General features: G+C 45.9%; 12 protein-coding genes. 4 read left to right on the top strand and 8 right to left on the bottom strand.

The window, feature by feature from the left end:
- Positions 1-115: 115 nt before the first annotated feature.
- Positions 116-2,794 (bottom strand): MlaD family protein, encoded by a 2,679-nt coding sequence (locus EDC16_RS05255; protein WP_132966137.1) that lies wholly within the window; start codon positions 2,792-2,794, stop codon positions 116-118.
- A complete protein-coding gene (locus EDC16_RS05250) occupies positions 2,766-4,040 on the bottom strand; it encodes a paraquat-inducible protein A (protein WP_132966425.1) in 1,275 nt (424 codons plus the stop codon). Before EDC16_RS05250 ends, EDC16_RS05255 begins: the two co-directional genes overlap by 29 nt.
- Before the next feature lie 334 nt (positions 4,041-4,374).
- Here EDC16_RS05250 and proQ point away from each other — a divergent pair, with 334 nt between their 5' ends.
- Positions 4,375-5,127, top strand: a complete 753-nt coding sequence (gene proQ, locus EDC16_RS05245) for an RNA chaperone ProQ (RefSeq protein WP_132966135.1) — start codon at positions 4,375-4,377, stop codon at positions 5,125-5,127.
- Between the two features lie 116 nt (positions 5,128-5,243).
- Positions 5,244-7,280: a carboxy terminal-processing peptidase gene (gene prc, locus EDC16_RS05240; protein WP_132966133.1), complete on the top strand. Its 2,037-nt coding sequence runs from the start codon at positions 5,244-5,246 to the stop codon at positions 7,278-7,280.
- Positions 7,281-7,341: 61 nt separating this feature from the next.
- Here the strand turns inward: prc and znuB are convergent, their stop codons facing one another.
- Both znuB and znuC read right to left on the bottom strand, forming a co-directional pair.
- A complete protein-coding gene (gene znuB / locus EDC16_RS05235) occupies positions 7,342-8,127 on the bottom strand; it encodes a zinc ABC transporter permease subunit ZnuB (RefSeq protein ID WP_132966131.1) in 786 nt (261 codons plus the stop codon).
- Between the two features lie 8 nt (positions 8,128-8,135).
- A complete protein-coding gene (znuC, locus tag EDC16_RS05230; protein ID WP_132966129.1) occupies positions 8,136-8,927 on the bottom strand; it encodes a zinc ABC transporter ATP-binding protein ZnuC in 792 nt (263 codons plus the stop codon).
- Positions 8,928-9,260: 333 nt separating this feature from the next.
- Between znuC and mepM the strand changes: the two genes are divergently transcribed.
- Positions 9,261-10,811: a murein DD-endopeptidase MepM gene (gene mepM, locus EDC16_RS05225; protein ID WP_416069095.1), complete on the top strand. Its 1,551-nt coding sequence runs from the start codon at positions 9,261-9,263 to the stop codon at positions 10,809-10,811.
- A gap of 55 nt (positions 10,812-10,866) precedes the next feature.
- Here the strand turns inward: mepM and EDC16_RS05220 are convergent, their stop codons facing one another.
- The 4 genes from EDC16_RS05220 to EDC16_RS05205 all read right to left on the bottom strand — a co-directional run bounded on the left by EDC16_RS05220 (position 10,867) and on the right by EDC16_RS05205 (position 15,869).
- A complete protein-coding gene (locus EDC16_RS05220) occupies positions 10,867-12,624 on the bottom strand; it encodes a monovalent cation:proton antiporter-2 (CPA2) family protein (RefSeq protein ID WP_132966125.1) in 1,758 nt (585 codons plus the stop codon).
- A gap of 387 nt (positions 12,625-13,011) precedes the next feature.
- Positions 13,012-14,361, bottom strand: coding sequence for a GntP family permease (locus tag EDC16_RS05215; protein ID WP_132966123.1), 1,350 nt, complete (start codon positions 14,359-14,361; stop codon positions 13,012-13,014).
- Between the two features lie 152 nt (positions 14,362-14,513).
- A complete protein-coding gene (locus EDC16_RS05210; protein ID WP_132966423.1) occupies positions 14,514-15,014 on the bottom strand; it encodes a protein disulfide oxidoreductase in 501 nt (166 codons plus the stop codon).
- A gap of 24 nt (positions 15,015-15,038) precedes the next feature.
- The gene (locus tag EDC16_RS05205) at positions 15,039-15,869 is read right to left on the bottom strand and encodes an AraC family transcriptional regulator (protein ID WP_132966121.1); all 831 of its coding nucleotides are present in this window, start codon (positions 15,867-15,869) and stop codon (positions 15,039-15,041) included.
- Positions 15,870-16,072: 203 nt separating this feature from the next.
- Here EDC16_RS05205 and EDC16_RS05200 point away from each other — a divergent pair, with 203 nt between their 5' ends.
- Positions 16,073-16,915: a cysteine hydrolase family protein gene (locus EDC16_RS05200; RefSeq protein ID WP_132966119.1), complete on the top strand. Its 843-nt coding sequence runs from the start codon at positions 16,073-16,075 to the stop codon at positions 16,913-16,915.
- Positions 16,916-17,018: the final 103 nt, after the last annotated feature.

Genomic DNA, 17,018 nt, shown 5'->3' with positions numbered 1-17,018 from the left:
GTAGCAACTGTGTTTCCAAAAAAACAGGAAACACAGTTGCTACCTTGCCTCATCAAATATCTTTGTCAATAAGCATCGGTACTAACCTAATGTTAGTACCTCAGGTTTTAATACTTTAATAAGCCCCTTGATTCCAGAATTTCGAATCTTCCGGTAACTTTTGTTGCAACAAGAAGCGCTGTTTGGCTTTGGCGGCTGGCTGCACCACTTGTCCGGACGGTGTGCCAAACGAAATACCGCCTTTTAGGAATTGCTGCACACTGCCGGTTTCAAAGGCAAAGCCCTGTAAACCGAAGCCGAAACTGTAGCCGGAGGTGATCCAAAATTCGGAGTTTTGGCGTACCAAGTGTTTGTATTTATTGCCGATAATAATATCGACCAATACTCGATCGCCTAGTTCGTCCAACGTCATTTTTTGTACCAGTCCGACTTCAATGCCACGATATTGCACCGGCGAACCTTCCGTCAAGTTAAATGCACTTGAAGTTTCCAAAATCAGCGGAATGCCGTTGGCAAATTTGCTGGCATTACTGATTTCTTTGTTTAAGCGGAAAGTTTTGCTTATTTCACCGCCGCCGACTTCAACATTAATATAAGGTTGAAGCAAACTGTCGAGGTTGGCGATGGCACCGGCAGAAATTTGTGGCGAAATCAGTTGAAAACGGCTGCCTTTTTTACTGATTAAGGCATAATAATTCGGTTGAATCAACGCTTTACTGACAATACGTTGTTGACTTTTATCGATTTCAATCGAAACCACCTCGCCAATGGTAATTCCCATATAGCGAATCGGCATGCCGCGGCTTAAATCCTTCGCATCACTTGAGGTCAGAATGATTTCATTGCCGACAGAGCGGGCGGCGGTCTCATTGCTGTACAGTCGGGTATTTTTGTCGGCAGCACCAAAGTTTTCAAAGCTGATGGCACCTTTCAGGGTTCGCATAATCGGTGCGGCTTGAATATTTACCCCTTTCGGACTGATATCCACCTGCGCTGCACTTTCACTCCAGAATTTGCTGCGATCAGTCAACAAATTACGATATTGACTGTTGATAAACACATCAATTTTAAAGTCTTTATCGGTAGGCTGTACCGCAATAATCTGCCCGACCGGAAACTGTTTATACAGCACGAGCGAACCGCTTTCGATACCGGGCAACACCGCAGAATGCAAGGTGATGGACGGTTGTAGGTTGTCACCGGTGATCCCGGCTTCAGCACTGCTGAGATCTTTATACAGTGGATATTGCGTCAGCGCTTCGCCTTTGCCGTGCTTATTTGCCAGAATTCGAATACCACCTTGCAGCCATTTCTCGGGTGCTGCAGCTTCAAATTGAATGCCGTCGACGCCGATATTAACATTTAAATTGGATGCAGCGATAAATTTGGTGTCGGCATAGATCAGATCACGATACTCTTTAGCGATGGCAATCTTAAATTCAACCCCTTCAATTGATACCTTGCGTTGGGCAATTTCGCCAATCCGAATACCGTTATACAAAACCCCTTGTCCGACATTCACATTGTAGGTTTCCGGCGCAGTCAGTTTGATGATCAGGGTTTTGGGTAAGCTGAGTAGCAATTCCGACTGGGTCAGTACAGCAAAATCCGTTTTAGGTGTGCTGTTTGCATCGCTGCCGGCGATCAACGTGAAATAAGGTCCGGCAAGTAATTTTTCCAGATTATTCAAATTATCGGCATTCAAACTGTTTTCGTTTATGACGATTTGACTGTCGCTGCGTAGCAGATTACGCATATTTTCATCAACCAGCAGTTTGCCGCGCACGCTGTTGTTGTCTCTGTTTTCAGCTTGAGCATCGAGGGCGGCAAGGGTACCGATTTTAAAGTTTTGATAGTAAAGCGGTGTATTGTTAATTTTTAAGCCTCGAATATTCGGTAGGGTAATCTCAACCTCAATACCGCGTTGGGCGGATTTTTCATCTTGGTACAGGGTATAGCTTTCGCCGTTGACCGCAATTGGGCTGTCCTCAGGTGAATCAAACGAAACCCCGCCGATTACCAACGAGGTGATACTGTCCATATCAACCGAAATCCCACTTAAGCTGATGTCGGTTTGTAAGCCGCTGCTGTTCCAGAAGCGAGAATCTTTTTTAACTAAATGACTGTAGGATTTGTTGATCACTACATCGATTTGAACTTTTTTCTGATCTTCTAAAAAACGGTAATCAGAGATACTGCCGACCGGAATTTTGCGGTAATTAACGGAAGCTCCGGCAGAAATTGAGCCTAGATTGTCGGCTAACAGGTGAATTAAAATATCGCCTTCGTCCATCTGAGCCATCGGGCCTTCGGACTCGGCAATAAATTCATCGGCACTATCGCCACCGCCGGGCGCTAGCGTGATATAGTTTCCGGAAACCAACGCATCTAAGCCGGAAATACCGGCGAGGGAGGCACTCGGACGCACCAACCAGAATTTGGTGTGTTCGCGTAATACGGTTTTGGCTTCCGGATTGATACTGGCAGTTACCATAATGCGTTTCAGATCTTCGGTGAATTTGACTTTTTTGACCACGCCGATCTGTAAGCCCTGATAGCGAATCGGGGTTTTGTCGGCAGTAATGCCGGCACCATTGGAGAAATAAATGGTAATGCTTTCGCCTTGTTCGTCTAAAATACGTGCAAATAGTGCCAATCCGATAATCAGCGCGACAATCGGCAACAGCCAAAACGGCGAAATGCTTTTTAAGCGCCGCACCGTTGCGTTTTGCACTTTTGGTGTTGACGCAGCCTGCGGCGCTGGATTATGTGGGGGAGTTTGGTTTTTTGTCATAGAGTTTCCAAAGTAAACGGCTATCAAATTGCTCGGCGGCAATCATGGTCAAAAAGACGGCGGCACCAAAATAAAAGGCAGCCGGCCCGACGGAAAAGGTAATAATCTGTCCACGCGTCACCAACGACATCATCAACGAGAGTACGAATAAGTCCAGCATGGACCAGCGTCCGACAAAATGCACCAGATGCAACAGCTTCATTTTTCTCTCGATATTACCGGCTTTTTGGCGGTGTACACTGATCAACAGGTAAATCATGGCGATGATTTTGCTTAGCGGCACGAAAATACTGGCGACGAAAACCACAAAGGCGACAAAATAGCTGCCCATACCGATAAAAGAAATCACACCAGAAATCAGAGTGTCTCCGCTGGCGACACCGTTTAAATAGATATATGAAATCGGCAGCAAGTTGGCGGGAATCAGCATAATGATCCCCGCGATCAATGCTGCCCAAGTACGTTGCAGTTTAGTGTTGTCATTAATATCTAATAAGGATTCGCAGCGTGGGCAATAGTGGCGTCCCTGACTGTCAAGGGTGCGTTGTTGTGCGGCAAAGGTGTAATTGCAGGCATGGCAGTGGCATAATTCATTGTTTTTGTTATGTGTATTTGCTGTAGGATAAGCAAACTGCGGATAAAATTCATTCCAAAGCGCCAACGGATTGATTTTGATAAACAGCAGCGTGGTTAAAAGTGCGGTAAACACAAACGCCAAAAAATAGATATCGATAGTTAAAGTAGCATATTCACGCACTTTAAATGCGGCAACGCCGAGACTGACCAGATAGACATCCAACATCACCCAAGGTTTGATATAACCCAGCATTAATAAGAGGTTGCGCGGACGGTGGTTGAAATGCTTGGCAATCCATAAAAACAGCACCAGTGTGGCGAAACATAACGGCATAATGATGGCACACAACAGCACCATAAACCCCGTGTAAACATCATTGTTGGTGGCAATTTTCCAAGCACCCCCCCAGACTGAGGCGTGCACCGGTACCCCAAGCAAATCAATACTGAGCAAAGGAAAAGTGAAAGCAAACGGCATTAAAATCAGGATTGAAATCGCAATAATCGCACAACGTTTCAGACTCCAACGGCTGCCGGAGCGTAGTTCGGCGTTACATTGCGGGCAGCAGGCAACCTGCCGTGAGTGCAAGCGTGGAACATTGACCAGCGCATCGCATTCGTCACAACGTAGTAGATGGGTGTTTGAAACTCGCGATAAGATTTTAATAATCAGCCTTTCCTGTAAAAAACGATACGCAGAAAATGTGTTAAACAAAACTGCGCCAGTATAATATAAAGTTGAATGGCTGACTATAGCGCGAAAATATCCGGAAAACTGCGCTGACAACCTTAATCAGCAGCTTAGCCAAGAAGAACATCGGATAAAAGTGCGGTTTCTGTTGTCAAGCAGTCAAAAATTAAGCTAGACTATGCGTCTATTATTTTGATTTCTTGTGGGCATAAGTGTCCGCTTTTGCTTTGATACTAGGCTCTATAGCTCAACTATAAACAAGCATCAATAGACCCTAGGTTTCAGAAATTACGATTCAGGAACGTATGATTTCATGACAGAACAACAAACAGAACAGAAAGAGCAGCAAACAGAACCACAAAAATTGAGTAACAGCAAAGCCGTGATTGCGTATTTGGCAGAGCGTTTTCCGCTGTGCTTCAGTTTAGAAGGGGAAGCCAAGCCGCTTAAAATCGGCATTTTTCAAGATCTTGCAACCGCACTTGAACATGACGAAACCGTCAGCAAAACCCAATTACGCCATGCACTACGCCAATATACCTCAAACTGGCGTTACCTGCATGGCTGTAAAGTCGGTGCTGCGCGAGTCGATTTGCAGGGTGAAAGTTGTGGCGTATTAGAGCAAGAACATGCTGATCACGCGGCTGAACAGTTACAGCAAGCGAAAGCCAAAGTAGCGGAGCGCAAAGCGCAAATGCGTGCGGCATTGAAAGCCAAAAATGCAGAAAAAACGAGTGCAGAAAAACAGCGTAACGACCAAGCCAGCCGCAAACCGTTTGGCGCCCCCAAAGCAGCACATCCGCTGAAAGCACATAAAGCACATAAAGCACAAAGTACAGCGAAAGGGAAAAGTGCGGTTAAGCGAGAAAATCCTTCGCATCCAGCCGTGAATTTGACACCGGTTAAGGTTGAAAATTTACTGAAAGGACAGCAAGTTAAGGTGAAACTGGCTGAAAAAGCCAATCGTGCCACGGTGTTGGAAGTGATGAAAGATTCCGCCAGAGTGCAATTGCAAAGTGGTATTATGTTGAATGTGGCGTTTGAACATCTCTACAATGTTGAATAATCAGGCAATCTTGCGCATCGACTAAAGACCAGAACATCGTGCCTTATTAAGGTACGATGTTTTATTCATTTCAGGCTTATATTAACTATTAAAGACGTCTATTTTAGGAATTGGGGATGAAGATAAAAAAATTACAATATGGTTTCTTGGCTGTATTGTTGGCTTCCTTAACATTAATGTCGCAATCTGTGCAAGCGGTCAAAGCAAATCTTAAATACGAAGAGATCAAATTGCCACAATTGGGGGAGACGCAGTCAACTGCAGCCAAACGGGTGACCGCACGTTTAACCCAGTCGCATTACAGCAAATTTGCGCTGGATCAAGCGTTCTCAGAAAAAGTGTTTACTCGCTATCTAAATTTTTTAGACTATAACCATAACACTTTTTTACAAAGTGACGTTGACCAATTGCGCGCAGAAGCGGCAAACGGTTTGCAGCAAAGCCTGTATTCCGGCGATTTGGCTTTAGCGTATAAAGCGTATGAATTGATGACCAAACGTCGCTATGAACGTTATGCCTATCTGCTGTCGTTGTTGGATAAAGAGCCGGATTTGACCAATGACGATCAAATCGAAATTGATCGTTCTAAAATGACCACATGGCCGACGGACACTGCTGAATTAGACAAACTTTGGCAACAGCGTTTTAAAAATGATGTGATCACCGAACGTTTGAAAGGCACTAAATGGGCAGAGATCAAGAAAAAGCTGACCAAACGCTACAATCTGGCAATTCTGCGTTTGAATCAAACCCGTGCCGATGATATTTCACAACTGTTCTTAAATGCATTTGCCAGAGAAATTGATCCGCACACCAGCTACCTTTCACCGCGCAATGCTAAAAGTTTTACCGAAGACATGAATCTGTCTTTGGAAGGTATCGGTGCAACATTGCAATCGGAAGATGATGAAACGATTATTAAATCCTTAGTCCCCGGCGCACCGGCAGAGCGTAGTAAAAAACTGGCGAAAGGCGATAAAATTGTCGGAATTGGACAAGGTGCCAAAGGTGAGATCGAAGATGTAGTCGGTTGGCGTTTAGATGATGTGGTTGACAAGATTAAAGGGAAAAAAGGTACGACAGTACGTTTGGAAATCGAGCCTGCCAAAGGTGGTAAAACCAAAATCATCAGCTTAGTCCGTGACCAAGTGCGGATTGAAGACAACGCTGCCAAGCTGGAGATGAATCAGGTTGAGGGTCAAAATATCGGGGTGATTAAGATCCCAAGTTTCTATATTGGTCTGACCGACGATGTGCGCAAACTGTTGGCTGATGCGGAGCAGAAAAAAGTGCAGGCGTTGGTGATTGATTTGCGTGATAACGGCGGCGGTGCGTTGACCGAAGCTGTGTCGTTGAGCGGCTTGTTTATTTCTGATGGTCCGGTGGTGCAGGTGCGTGATGCTTATAATCGCATTCGTATTCATCAGGATCCGGATAGCACACAAGTCTATCAAGGTCCGTTGCTGGTGATGATTAATCGCTACAGTGCTTCGGCTTCCGAAATTTTTGCTGCGGCAATGCAGGATTACCAACGTGCTATTATTTTAGGGCAGCAAACGTTTGGTAAAGGCACGGTGCAGCAAAGTCGTCCGCTGAATTTTGTGTATGATATGGATCAATCGCCGTTGGGCTTTATTCAATACACGATTCAGAAATTCTATCGGATTAACGGCGGCAGCACCCAAATCAAAGGTGTCGATCCGGATATTACTTTTCCGGCGATTATCGACGCCGAAAAGAGCGGTGAAAGCAGTGAAGACAATGCGTTGCCTTGGGACAAAGTGCCGGCAGCGAGTTATAGCGTGATGCCGAGTAAAAAGTTCGAGATTGACTATCTGGCAGGATTGCATCAAGAACGCATTGCTAAAGAGCGTGAATTTATTGCGTTAGAACGTAACTTATTGATTCAAAAAGAGTGGTCTAATCGTAAGTTTTTATCGTTAAATTTGAAACAGCGGCAGCAAGAGAACAGCGAAGACGAAGCACGTCGTTTGAAAGACTTGAACGAACGTTTTAAAGCAGAAGGCAAAAAACCGCTGAAAGATATTGACGATTTGCCAAAAGACTATGAAGCGCCGGATTTCTATATCCGCGAAGCAGAGAAAATTGCTGCCGACTACGTCAAGTATCTGGCTGAGCCAGTTAAATCTTAAATCAGGTGTCAGACCCTAGGGCAGATCATTTGTTGATCTGCCTTTTTTGTTTGAGGTGAATTTACTGTTGTTCTCGTTTAAACAGTGACAACATAAACAATGCGGAAGCGGCGATAACGATCGACGGACCGGCGGGGGTATCGTAAAGTGCGGATAAGCCCAAGCCTAAAGTGATGGCACTGCAACTGATGAAGTAACCTAACAACACCATCTGTTCCGGAGTTTTGGAAAAACGGCGGGCGGTGGCGGCTGGAATGATCAATAAAGAAGTGATGATGAGTGCACCGACAAATTTCATACTTAAGGCGATAGTAAGTGCGGTCATTAGCATTAAAATCATCTGGATTTTGCGGGTGTTGATGCCTTCAACTTGTGCTAATTCAACACTGATAGTGGTGGCGAGCAGTGGTCGCCAAAGCCGAATCAACAGCAATAACACAATCACCGCGCCACCGATTACCCAATAGAGATCGCTATAACTCAATGCCAGAATATCGCCGAACAGGTAAGCGATCAGATCAACCCGCACATTATCCATCAACGCAATCGCAACCACCCCCAACGACAGTGAACTGTGGGCAATAATGCCCAACAGGGTATCGGTAGAAAACGCGGTGTAATTCTCCAACCAGACCAACAGACAGGCGAGTAATAACACAATCACGATCACTGCAAAATATGGATTAACTTCCAGTAATAGCCCCAATGCAACACCTAACAGTGAAGCGTGGGATAAGGTGTCACCAAAATAGGACATTTTGCGCCAAACGACAAAAGCACCGAGAGGGGCGCTCAGCAAGGAGAGAATCATACCGCAAATCCAAGCGGGGAGAAGAATATCAAGCATGTAACTTCCTATCGGTGAGTATGGTGGCAGTCGGCAGCGGCATTAGCGTGCGCTCCGCAGCAGACATCACCATGTAAATTATGTTTGTGATTATGATGGTGGGTATAAAGTGCAAAATTCTGGGCAAATTGATCACCAAAATATCGAATAAAATCAGGATGTTCGGATACTGTCTCCGGTGTTCCGGCACAACAAAGATGCTGGTTGATGCACAACACATGATCTGTATTCGCCATCACTAGATGCAAATCATGAGAAACCATCAACACTGCGCAATTAAGCCGATTTTTGCTTTCGGCGATCAATTGGTATAATTCCGCCTGCCCACCGATATCCACACCCTGCACCGGTTCGTCTAGAACCAACAACTCCGGTTGATTGAGCAGTGCTCTTGCCAGCAAAACCCGTTGCATTTCACCGCCGGAAAGCTTGTGCATACTTTGCTCTGTCAGATGCTGAATCGACAGTTGTAACAGAATTTCATCAATTTTTGTGGACTGTGGTTGTTGTAGTGATAAAAATTTTTTAACGGTCAACGGCAGAGTTTGATCCAGATGGATTTTTTGCGGCACATAGCCGATGCGTAATTTGGTTTTGGCTTTGACGGCACCTTGTGTCGGACGAATCAATTTCAGCAACACCTTGAGCAGCGTTGATTTGCCGCCACCGTTCGGGCCAACAATCGTAGTGACCGAATTGGGATAGAGTTTTAAGTTGATATTGTTCAACACAATTTTGTTATTGAAGCGGACACCAATATCTTTCAGTTCGATCAGTGCCTGCGGCTTGTTATTGTTCACGATAGTGGCCTTTGCTTGTGTTTATTGGTTTATCATTATAGGGAAGAAAGCGCCTTGAATTGAGCAGAATATCTGATTTTTACAGTAGGTACAAGAGAACTAAGGTTGTTGTTTATCGATGGTTTGTTGCTAAAAGTGCGGTACGATTGCAGAGATAAAAAACAGATGTATTGCAATTGTTGTTTTAATCGGCAAACGATATTTTTCAGCAGAACTTTTTAAAGCTTTTGTGTGTCCTATTACAATACCTGTGTATTAGGTATCGGATGTTTACTGTATGATAAATGGTAAAGCAATAATTTTAAAATAAGATATCAATAAAGAATCGGTATAGTGAAAAGTGTTATTTTAGCCAGAGAAAGAAAGAGACGGGCTCGTAATCGGAAAATATTGTTTTTAGCAATATTTGCTTTGTTATGGGGTGTAGCCGTATATTTTATTTTTCCCGGCTATGACGATGCACAGCAACCACCGGCGACTGAGTATTTAGAGACCAAGCCGAGTGATCCCTCGGCACAACAACCAGTAACGACACCATCTCAATCTGTCGAAAACCCAGCCACAGCGCCAGCCGAACAGCCTTCGGTTCCACCCGGTACTGGCACTGAAACTGCAGCATCCAGTGTAGACAAAGAGAAGCCATCGCCGGAAGAAGATCCCAATGCCACTTCGTATTATGATGATTTGGATACCCAAGATGATGAAGTGGAACCGGGTTCTGTCGAACAGGAGCAAGCAGCGGATGGCGAGCAAGATACCGAATTTTTGCCTGAGGAAGCGCAAACCGCACTGGATATTTTATTGGATGTAGCCGATCAAGCTTGGCGGATCAACAATCAATTTAGTGAAACGGTAGTCGCCGGGCAACAATTAAAAGATATTTTAGAACAATCCGGCTTACAGCCTGCGGTGAGCGTTGCGTTGATACAATCTTTCCCCGAGTTGAAGACACTAAAAGCCGGGCAGCAGTTTTACTGGATTTTAAACAAAGACGACCAGTTAGAGTATATGAACTGGCTGGTGTCCGACAAAGAAGAACGCATCTATGAGCGGCAGGCAGATGGTAGCTATAAGCAGCAAGTTCTTAAAAAACAGAGTGTTTGGAAAACGGAAGTCATTAAAGGACAAATTCAGGGATCATTTTCCAACAGTATGAGCCGACATGGGCTTTCAGCTCGTCAAATCAATCAGTTGGCGACCGCACTTCAGTGGCAAGTTAGCATGAACAAACTGCGCAAAGGCGATAAATTTGCTATTTTGATGCAGCGTGAGTATTTAGGCGATAAATTGACCGGGCAGGCAAAAGTCGATGCGATTCATATTCTGCATGGTGGCAAAAGTTATTATGCGATTCAGGCGGCAAACGGTGCCTATTTTAATGTCAACGGCGAAACGTTAGGACGAGGTTTTGCGCGCTATCCGTTAACTCGCCAGCCGAAAATTTCATCGCATTTTAACCCGGCACGGCGCCATCCAGTGACAGGACGAGTCTCGCCGCATAAAGGAGTCGATTTCTCATTACGGGTCGGCACGCCGATTATCGCGCCGTCTGATGGTGAAGTCGTGAAAGTAGCTTACCAAGCCAATGGTGCCGGGCGTTACATAGTATTGAAACACGGGCGTAACTATAAAACTGTCTACATGCACTTAAGCCGCGCATTGGTGAAGCCGGGACAACAGATAAAGCGTGGCGAGCGAATTGCGCTTTCTGGTAATACCGGTCGTTCTACCGGACCGCACTTGCACTACGAATTTCATATTAACGATCGTCCGGTAAACCCGATGACGGTCAAACTGCCGGGTAATAACACCGGTTTGCCGGCAAAAGAGCGGAAAGCATTCCTGACAAAATCGAAAGAAGTCGTCAGGAAGCTGAAGTTATAGCCAGAACTGGAAGTCTGAATTTTGAGAGTGCAGTTAACGTTTCGCTAATCGCACTTTAGTCAATATGGGTTTCAGTCAATGGTTGTGGTTTTGGCGAATATTGCTGCATATCGATTCCGGCAGAAACTTGTTCGCACAACAAACGACTGTCACGCAAACGGATATCTTGCGTGATACGTTCTGCTTCTTCTTTATCAACACCCAATGCGCCCAAGGTTTTTTCGCCTAATTCAAATGCAGCAGCTGCGGTTTCTCGAACCACATAGTCCACACCTTTATTGAGCAATTCGATATAGTGACGGCGATCCCAAGCGCGAGCAATCAGTTTGGTGTTCGGAAAGCTGTGTTGTGCCAAATCGACAATATGATCGACTGCTTGCTTATCATCAATACAGATCATAATTGCTTGCGCCTGCGCAGCACCTGAAGTGTGCAAAATATCCAGCTGTGTGCCGTCGCCAAAATAGATGTGCCGCCCGAATTTTGCGGCTTCACGAATTCGAATCGGATCATTGTCGATGATTGCCAGCTCAAAACCACGACTGAGCGGCACCTGACTGGCGATTTGCCCGAAGCGTCCAAAGCCGATCACCAAGACTTGCCCTTGTAGATTTTCGGCTTTTTCCAAGCCGTCAGCAGAGACTTTTTCCGGTGGCAGCAAACGATCGACGGCAATCATCACCATCGGCGTCAACGCCATAGATAAAATCACTGTTGCTGACAGCAGTGCATTGGTCTGCGTATCCATTAAGCCGCTGGTAACCGCGGCGGCATACAGCACAAAGGCAAATTCGCCACCTTGCGCAAACATAGTAGTGCGCAGCAGAGCTTGTCGGTTGTTGGATTTAAACAGGCGGGCAATCACATAAATACCAAGTGCTTTGGTCAGCATAAACGTAATTACCGCCAGCGCCACCCATGCCCATTGTGTAGCGATGATGCTTAAATTTAACGACATTCCCACCGCAAGGAAAAATAATCCGAGCAAAATTCCTTTAAACGGTTCAATATCTGCCTCAATTTGGTGACGATAACTGGATTCGGATAGCAATACCCCGGCTAGAAAAGCGCCCATCGCCATCGATAATCCGCTGATTTCCATTAATAATGCCGCGCCTAATACCACCAACAATGCTGCAGCGGTCATCACTTCGCGTGCGCGTGAGGCAGCTAAAATTGCAAAGAGCGGATTCAGCAGCCACTTACCGGCGATAATCAGCGCAGCCAGTGCGCCTAACGCAAGGGCGATTTCTCCCCATTGACTGCTGCTGTCAGCGGCTTGATTCGGGCTGATAAATGCCACGATAGCGAGTAACGGGACAATAGCCAAGTCTTCCAACAGTAAAATTGAGAGCGCTTGTTGCCCGACCGGCGTGTTGCTTTCGCCACGTTCTGCCAGCATTTGCATCACAACGGCAGTCGAAGACAGCACGAAACCGGCACCACCAACAAAGGCAACAGACCAAGAGAGATCAAACACGCTAACCCCAAGTAAGGTCAGCAAGCTGCAACAGAGCACGACCTGCGCTGCGCCTAAACCGAAAATTTGTCCGCGCATTTGCCACAATTTGCTTGGGCGCATTTCCAATCCGATGATAAACAGAAACATCACCACGCCCAATTCAGCAAGGTGGAGGATCTGTTGCGGATCATCAAAAAATCCGAAAACATGAGGGCCGATTAAAATACCGGCACTGAAATATCCTAATACCGCTCCTAAGCCTAAGCGCTTAAAAATCGGTACTGCCAACACCCCGGCAGTGAGCAGGATGACTACGGGTAATAAAGGGCTTGCGGCATGCTCGACAGACATAAAAAATCCTTTTTATCAATAGACCCTAAGATTAAAGATGGCTATTTTAACTTAAGCCAGCCGCACTTTGAAAGTGCGGTGTTATCTAGGGTCTGTTGATCTTTGTTTATATTTTGAGTTGTCGTTTAAAATGAGCACAATCTAGGCGTAAGCCGAAATCAATAGCGGGACTATTGATAAGGGTTACAACGACGAGTGTGCTCATTTTAAACACAATCCGCAGGACTATGACTCTTTTTCGCATTACTTTTCGTACTACAGCGGCGTTAAAAGTCGTTCGTTTAGAATGACTAAACTTCACAACTTTTACCTTATTTATTTGCAAAAAGAGTGGCGAAAAATAGTCTATAGCTCAAATTATAAACAAAGATCAACAGACCCTATGGTTTAAAGCAAAATCCATGCCAGCAAGGCAACCACAGTGATGGTGACTAACCCCTGAACCAAGGTTGCGACGGTTTGCGATTTATAAGCCGTGGCAACGTCCATTTCACTGAATTCTGCCACCACCCAGAAAAAGCTGTCATTGGCGTGGGAAACTGTCATCGCACCGGCACCAATTGCCATGATTGCCAAGACTGAACCAAGGGTGCTGTCCAAACCGAGCGCCGGCAGCAACGGATAAATAATCGTAGACGTTACCACCAAGGCAGTGGTTGAAGAGCCCTGTGCCGTTTTGAGTGCAGCAGCAATCACAAACGGCACTAAAATGCCAAGGCTCATGGATTGCAACATTGTGCCGAGATAATCGCCGATGCCGCTGGCTTTCAGCACCCCGCCCAACGCACCGCCTGCTGCGGTGATAATTAAAATACTGCCGGAGTCTTTCACTGCCTGGCCGATCCAATCATTCAGCGTGGTTTTGCTCCATTCCGGTAGTAAACGGGCAGCAAAGAATAGGCCGATTAAAAGTGCGGTCACGGGTTCGCCGAAGAAATACACATATTTCAAGAGCAGATTATCAACCCCGCTGAATAGCAGCTTGAGCAGCGAAGCAAAGGCGATTAACGCAATCGGTACAATAATCGGCAGGAACGCATTCAGAGTAGAAGGCAGTTTGGGATATAACGCCTTAATTTCATGGTCGTCGCTTAAACGTGGCAGATCGTCTTGCGCACAACGATAGCGTTTGCCTGCCCATTCGGCATACAGATAGCCCGCGAGTGCGGCAAACAGCGCCACCACCAGCCCGACCAAAATGACCAAACCGAGATTATCGACGTGCAAATTACCGGCAGCGGCAATCGGCCCCGGGGTTGGCGGCACTAACGTGTGAGTGGCGTATAAGCCGGTGGAGAGTGCCACTGACATTGCCACGGCAGATTTTCCGGTTTGCTGGATCAACGATTTTTTCAGCGAGGATAAAATCACAAAACCGGAGTCACAAAACACTGGAATCGATACGATGTAGCCGATAATACTCATTGCCAACACGGGACGTTTGCGCCCGATTTTGCGCAGCACAAAATCTGCCATGGTAATTGCTGCGCCGGTTTTTTCCAAAATCGTACCGATGATTGTGCCCAACACAATCACGATACCGATGTAGGCTAAAATACCGCCAAATCCGCTGGTGATGGTTTTCACCGTGTCGGCAATCGGCAGTCCGGCGCACAGTGCAATGGCATAAGCCGTGAATAACAGCGCCAGAAAAGGGTGCAATTTGTATTTTGCGGTCGAAATCACGATAAATAGAATGCCTGCCACCAGCAGGATAACCAGCCAAAAACCACTCATAAAACCCTCCGGTATCATTGAAGTGAATGAAGCAAAAGTAAGCAATAGGATCCTGTTTAAAATAGCAATTTTTAGCGCTTTGAACAGTGTTAATCAACGGATTTGCGATAATCTTCAAAATTTTCAGCAGATGGTTTGCAGATTGCCGGTTGTTAAAACCACTGTGCCAGCCATAACCGCACTTTGAGCCCCCAATAGCTGCTTAAACCGGTGGTAGCGTACTCCATTTTGCCTTGGTCGAAAATAATGATAGTCGGGGTGACGGCAACCTGCCATTGTGCGGCAATGTGACCTTTGGGGTCGTTGACGCTGGTGAACTGGTATTGATGTTTATCTAAATAGGCTTGCACGAGTTCGGCATCGCCAGATCGCAGCGCAACGGTCGCCACCGGCACGCCCTCTTTTGCTAATCGATCTATTGCCGGGGATGTGTAGCGGCAGTAACTGCACCATGTTCCCCAAAAATACAGAATTGCCGGGCGATCTTGGCTCAACTGCGCCAGAAAAAATGGCTGCTGTTGCAGATCGTAAAGTGCGGTCGTGGCGGCATCGAGCGGCACTTCGGGCTTACGATACCAGTCTAATATCAAACTCACGATGACAAAAGTCAGGAAAAGGGATAACAGGTTTTTGCCGATTTTTTTCAAGTTAATTTTCATTTGTTGATCTGCTTGATGTTATTGATCAGATTGCTGCTGTTTAGCCAGCCATTTTAGCGGTGACAGCCCGATTTTTGCGGTGAAGATTCGGCTGAAGGCACTGGCGTATTGATAGCCGACCTCTTCTGCGACGATTGCAATCGGCAGGCCGCTGCGCATTTTGCGTTGAGCAAGGGTCAATCGCCATTGGGTTAGATAATCCATTGCCGAAATCCCGATGACTTTTTTGAAGTGTGCTGCAAAGTTAGAGCGTGACATATTGGCTAATTCCGCCATATTGTCCAATTGCCAAGCTTCAGCCGGTTTTTGGTGAAGTGCGGTCAGTACTTTGCCTAATTTAGCATCGCCTAAACCGCACAGGAAACCGCTGGTCAGTTGCTGCTGTTGTAAACCGTAACGAATAACCCGAATCAGAAAATAAGCGCACAGATGGTGAATCGAAACCGCTTTGCCCGGCTGTTCGCTGTGATATTCCTGATAAACCGCGCTACTTAAGGCGGAAAGTTCAGGGTGTTGGTTCAACGGCATTATCACACATTCGTCCAATGCTTGATTGAGCGGATTCGTGACACCTTCACCAAAATCAAAACTGATGCAAGAGACGCTGATTCCGTTTTCATCGAGTGGATTTAAGCGGTGTAAGGTGCTGTTCGGACAAAAAATAGCGCAAGGTTGGTACACTCGTTTCTGAACATGATTACTCAACATCATATCAAAGGCACCTTGATGGACAATGTGCAGGTAGCTTTTATTCGGCTCGTTAAACTCACCGATTCGACATAGCAAACTGCTGAAAAACAGATCACTACGGAAATCAAAGCGGGTAAAAAATTCGGCTAACGGATCCATGAATTATCCTAGATTGAACGGTTATTCGGTTAAAAAGTCCGGACGAATGGTTAATTTTTGTTATCGGGCTTGCGCTATACTTCATCTTGTTCCAAACGGGGAGAGGCAACGACATGATATTTCATCAAGATGTGAAGCACTCTTGGTCTTTCAAATATTCTTGGGTTTTCAAATTAATTAGTCAATGAAAAAAGGTGATTACTATGAGTAATGAGCATAAAGCACAACAAATCGATACTACACGCCGTCAGGTACTGGGCAAAGGATCACAAATCGCAATGGCGGCAACGGCATTAGGCGCAATGGGCTTAAGTGCGGTGGCAACAGCTAAAGAAAATAAAGCAGCAGATCCCTATGCAGAGCCGCAACAATACGGCATGCCGCGTCACGGTATGAAGCTGGATAAAAAACGGGTTGCATTGGTGGTGGTTGATCCACAAGTGGATTTTTTAAGCCCGAAAGGAATCAGCTGGGGCGTGATGGGCGAAAGCATTACCCGCAATAACACAGTGCCGAATATCGAAAGCCTGTTTAAAGCTGCAAAAGCGGCGGAGATTCCGGTGGTGGTTTCCCCACACTATTATTATCCGGTGGATCATTCGTGGAAATTTGGTGGTCCGGGCGAACATTTTATGCACGACAGCGGCATGTTTGCGCGTAAAGGGCCGTATACCTTGGAAGGTTTTGAAGGTTCAGGGGCAGATTTTATGGAAGAGTACAAACCGTATATCTATGACGGCAAAACGATTATTGCCAGTCCGCATAAAGTATTTGGCCCGGAAACCAATGATGTGGTACTGCAACTGCGTAAACAAGGCGTAGATCAAGTGATTTTGGCAGGCATGGCGGCAAATTTATGTATCGAATCACATTTACGTGAATTTATCGAACAAGGTTTTGAAGTAACGGTGGTGAAAGATGCGACTGCCGGACCAAAAATTCCGGAAGGTGACGGCTATTTGGCAGCACTGGTGAACTTCCGTTTGATCGCCAATGATCTGTGGACAACCGCAGAAACCGTGAGCAAATTGGGCGGTAAAGCCTAAGGCATCAGGATTTTGAATCCCCTTAAAACCGCACTTTTAATCTCTGATTGGCACTCTGTTGTGACTTCAGCGAGCGAAAGTGCGGTTTTTCTATTATTTCCAG

The sequence above is a fragment of the Testudinibacter aquarius genome (genome assembly GCF_004342725.1).
In the GTDB taxonomy this organism is placed as follows: domain Bacteria; phylum Pseudomonadota; class Gammaproteobacteria; order Enterobacterales; family Pasteurellaceae; genus Chelonobacter; species Chelonobacter aquarius.
Note: the sequence above shows the minus strand (reverse complement) of the source record. Positions and strands in the feature narration are given on the sequence as shown.

Excerpts from the sequence above, each read along its gene's own strand:
- EDC16_RS05255 (WP_132966137.1), bottom strand. The coding sequence starts at position 2,794 with ATGACAAAAAACCAAACTCCCCCACATAATCCAGCGCCGCAGGCTGCG.
- proQ (WP_132966135.1), top strand. The coding sequence starts at position 4,375 with ATGACAGAACAACAAACAGAACAGAAAGAGCAGCAAACAGAACCACAA.
- prc (WP_132966133.1), top strand. The coding sequence starts at position 5,244 with ATGAAGATAAAAAAATTACAATATGGTTTCTTGGCTGTATTGTTGGCT.
- znuB (WP_132966131.1), bottom strand. The coding sequence starts at position 8,127 with ATGCTTGATATTCTTCTCCCCGCTTGGATTTGCGGTATGATTCTCTCC.
- EDC16_RS05220 (WP_132966125.1), bottom strand. The coding sequence starts at position 12,624 with ATGTCTGTCGAGCATGCCGCAAGCCCTTTATTACCCGTAGTCATCCTG.
- EDC16_RS05215 (WP_132966123.1), bottom strand. The coding sequence starts at position 14,361 with ATGAGTGGTTTTTGGCTGGTTATCCTGCTGGTGGCAGGCATTCTATTT.
- EDC16_RS05205 (WP_132966121.1), bottom strand. The coding sequence starts at position 15,869 with ATGGATCCGTTAGCCGAATTTTTTACCCGCTTTGATTTCCGTAGTGAT.
- EDC16_RS05200 (WP_132966119.1), top strand. The coding sequence starts at position 16,073 with ATGAGTAATGAGCATAAAGCACAACAAATCGATACTACACGCCGTCAG.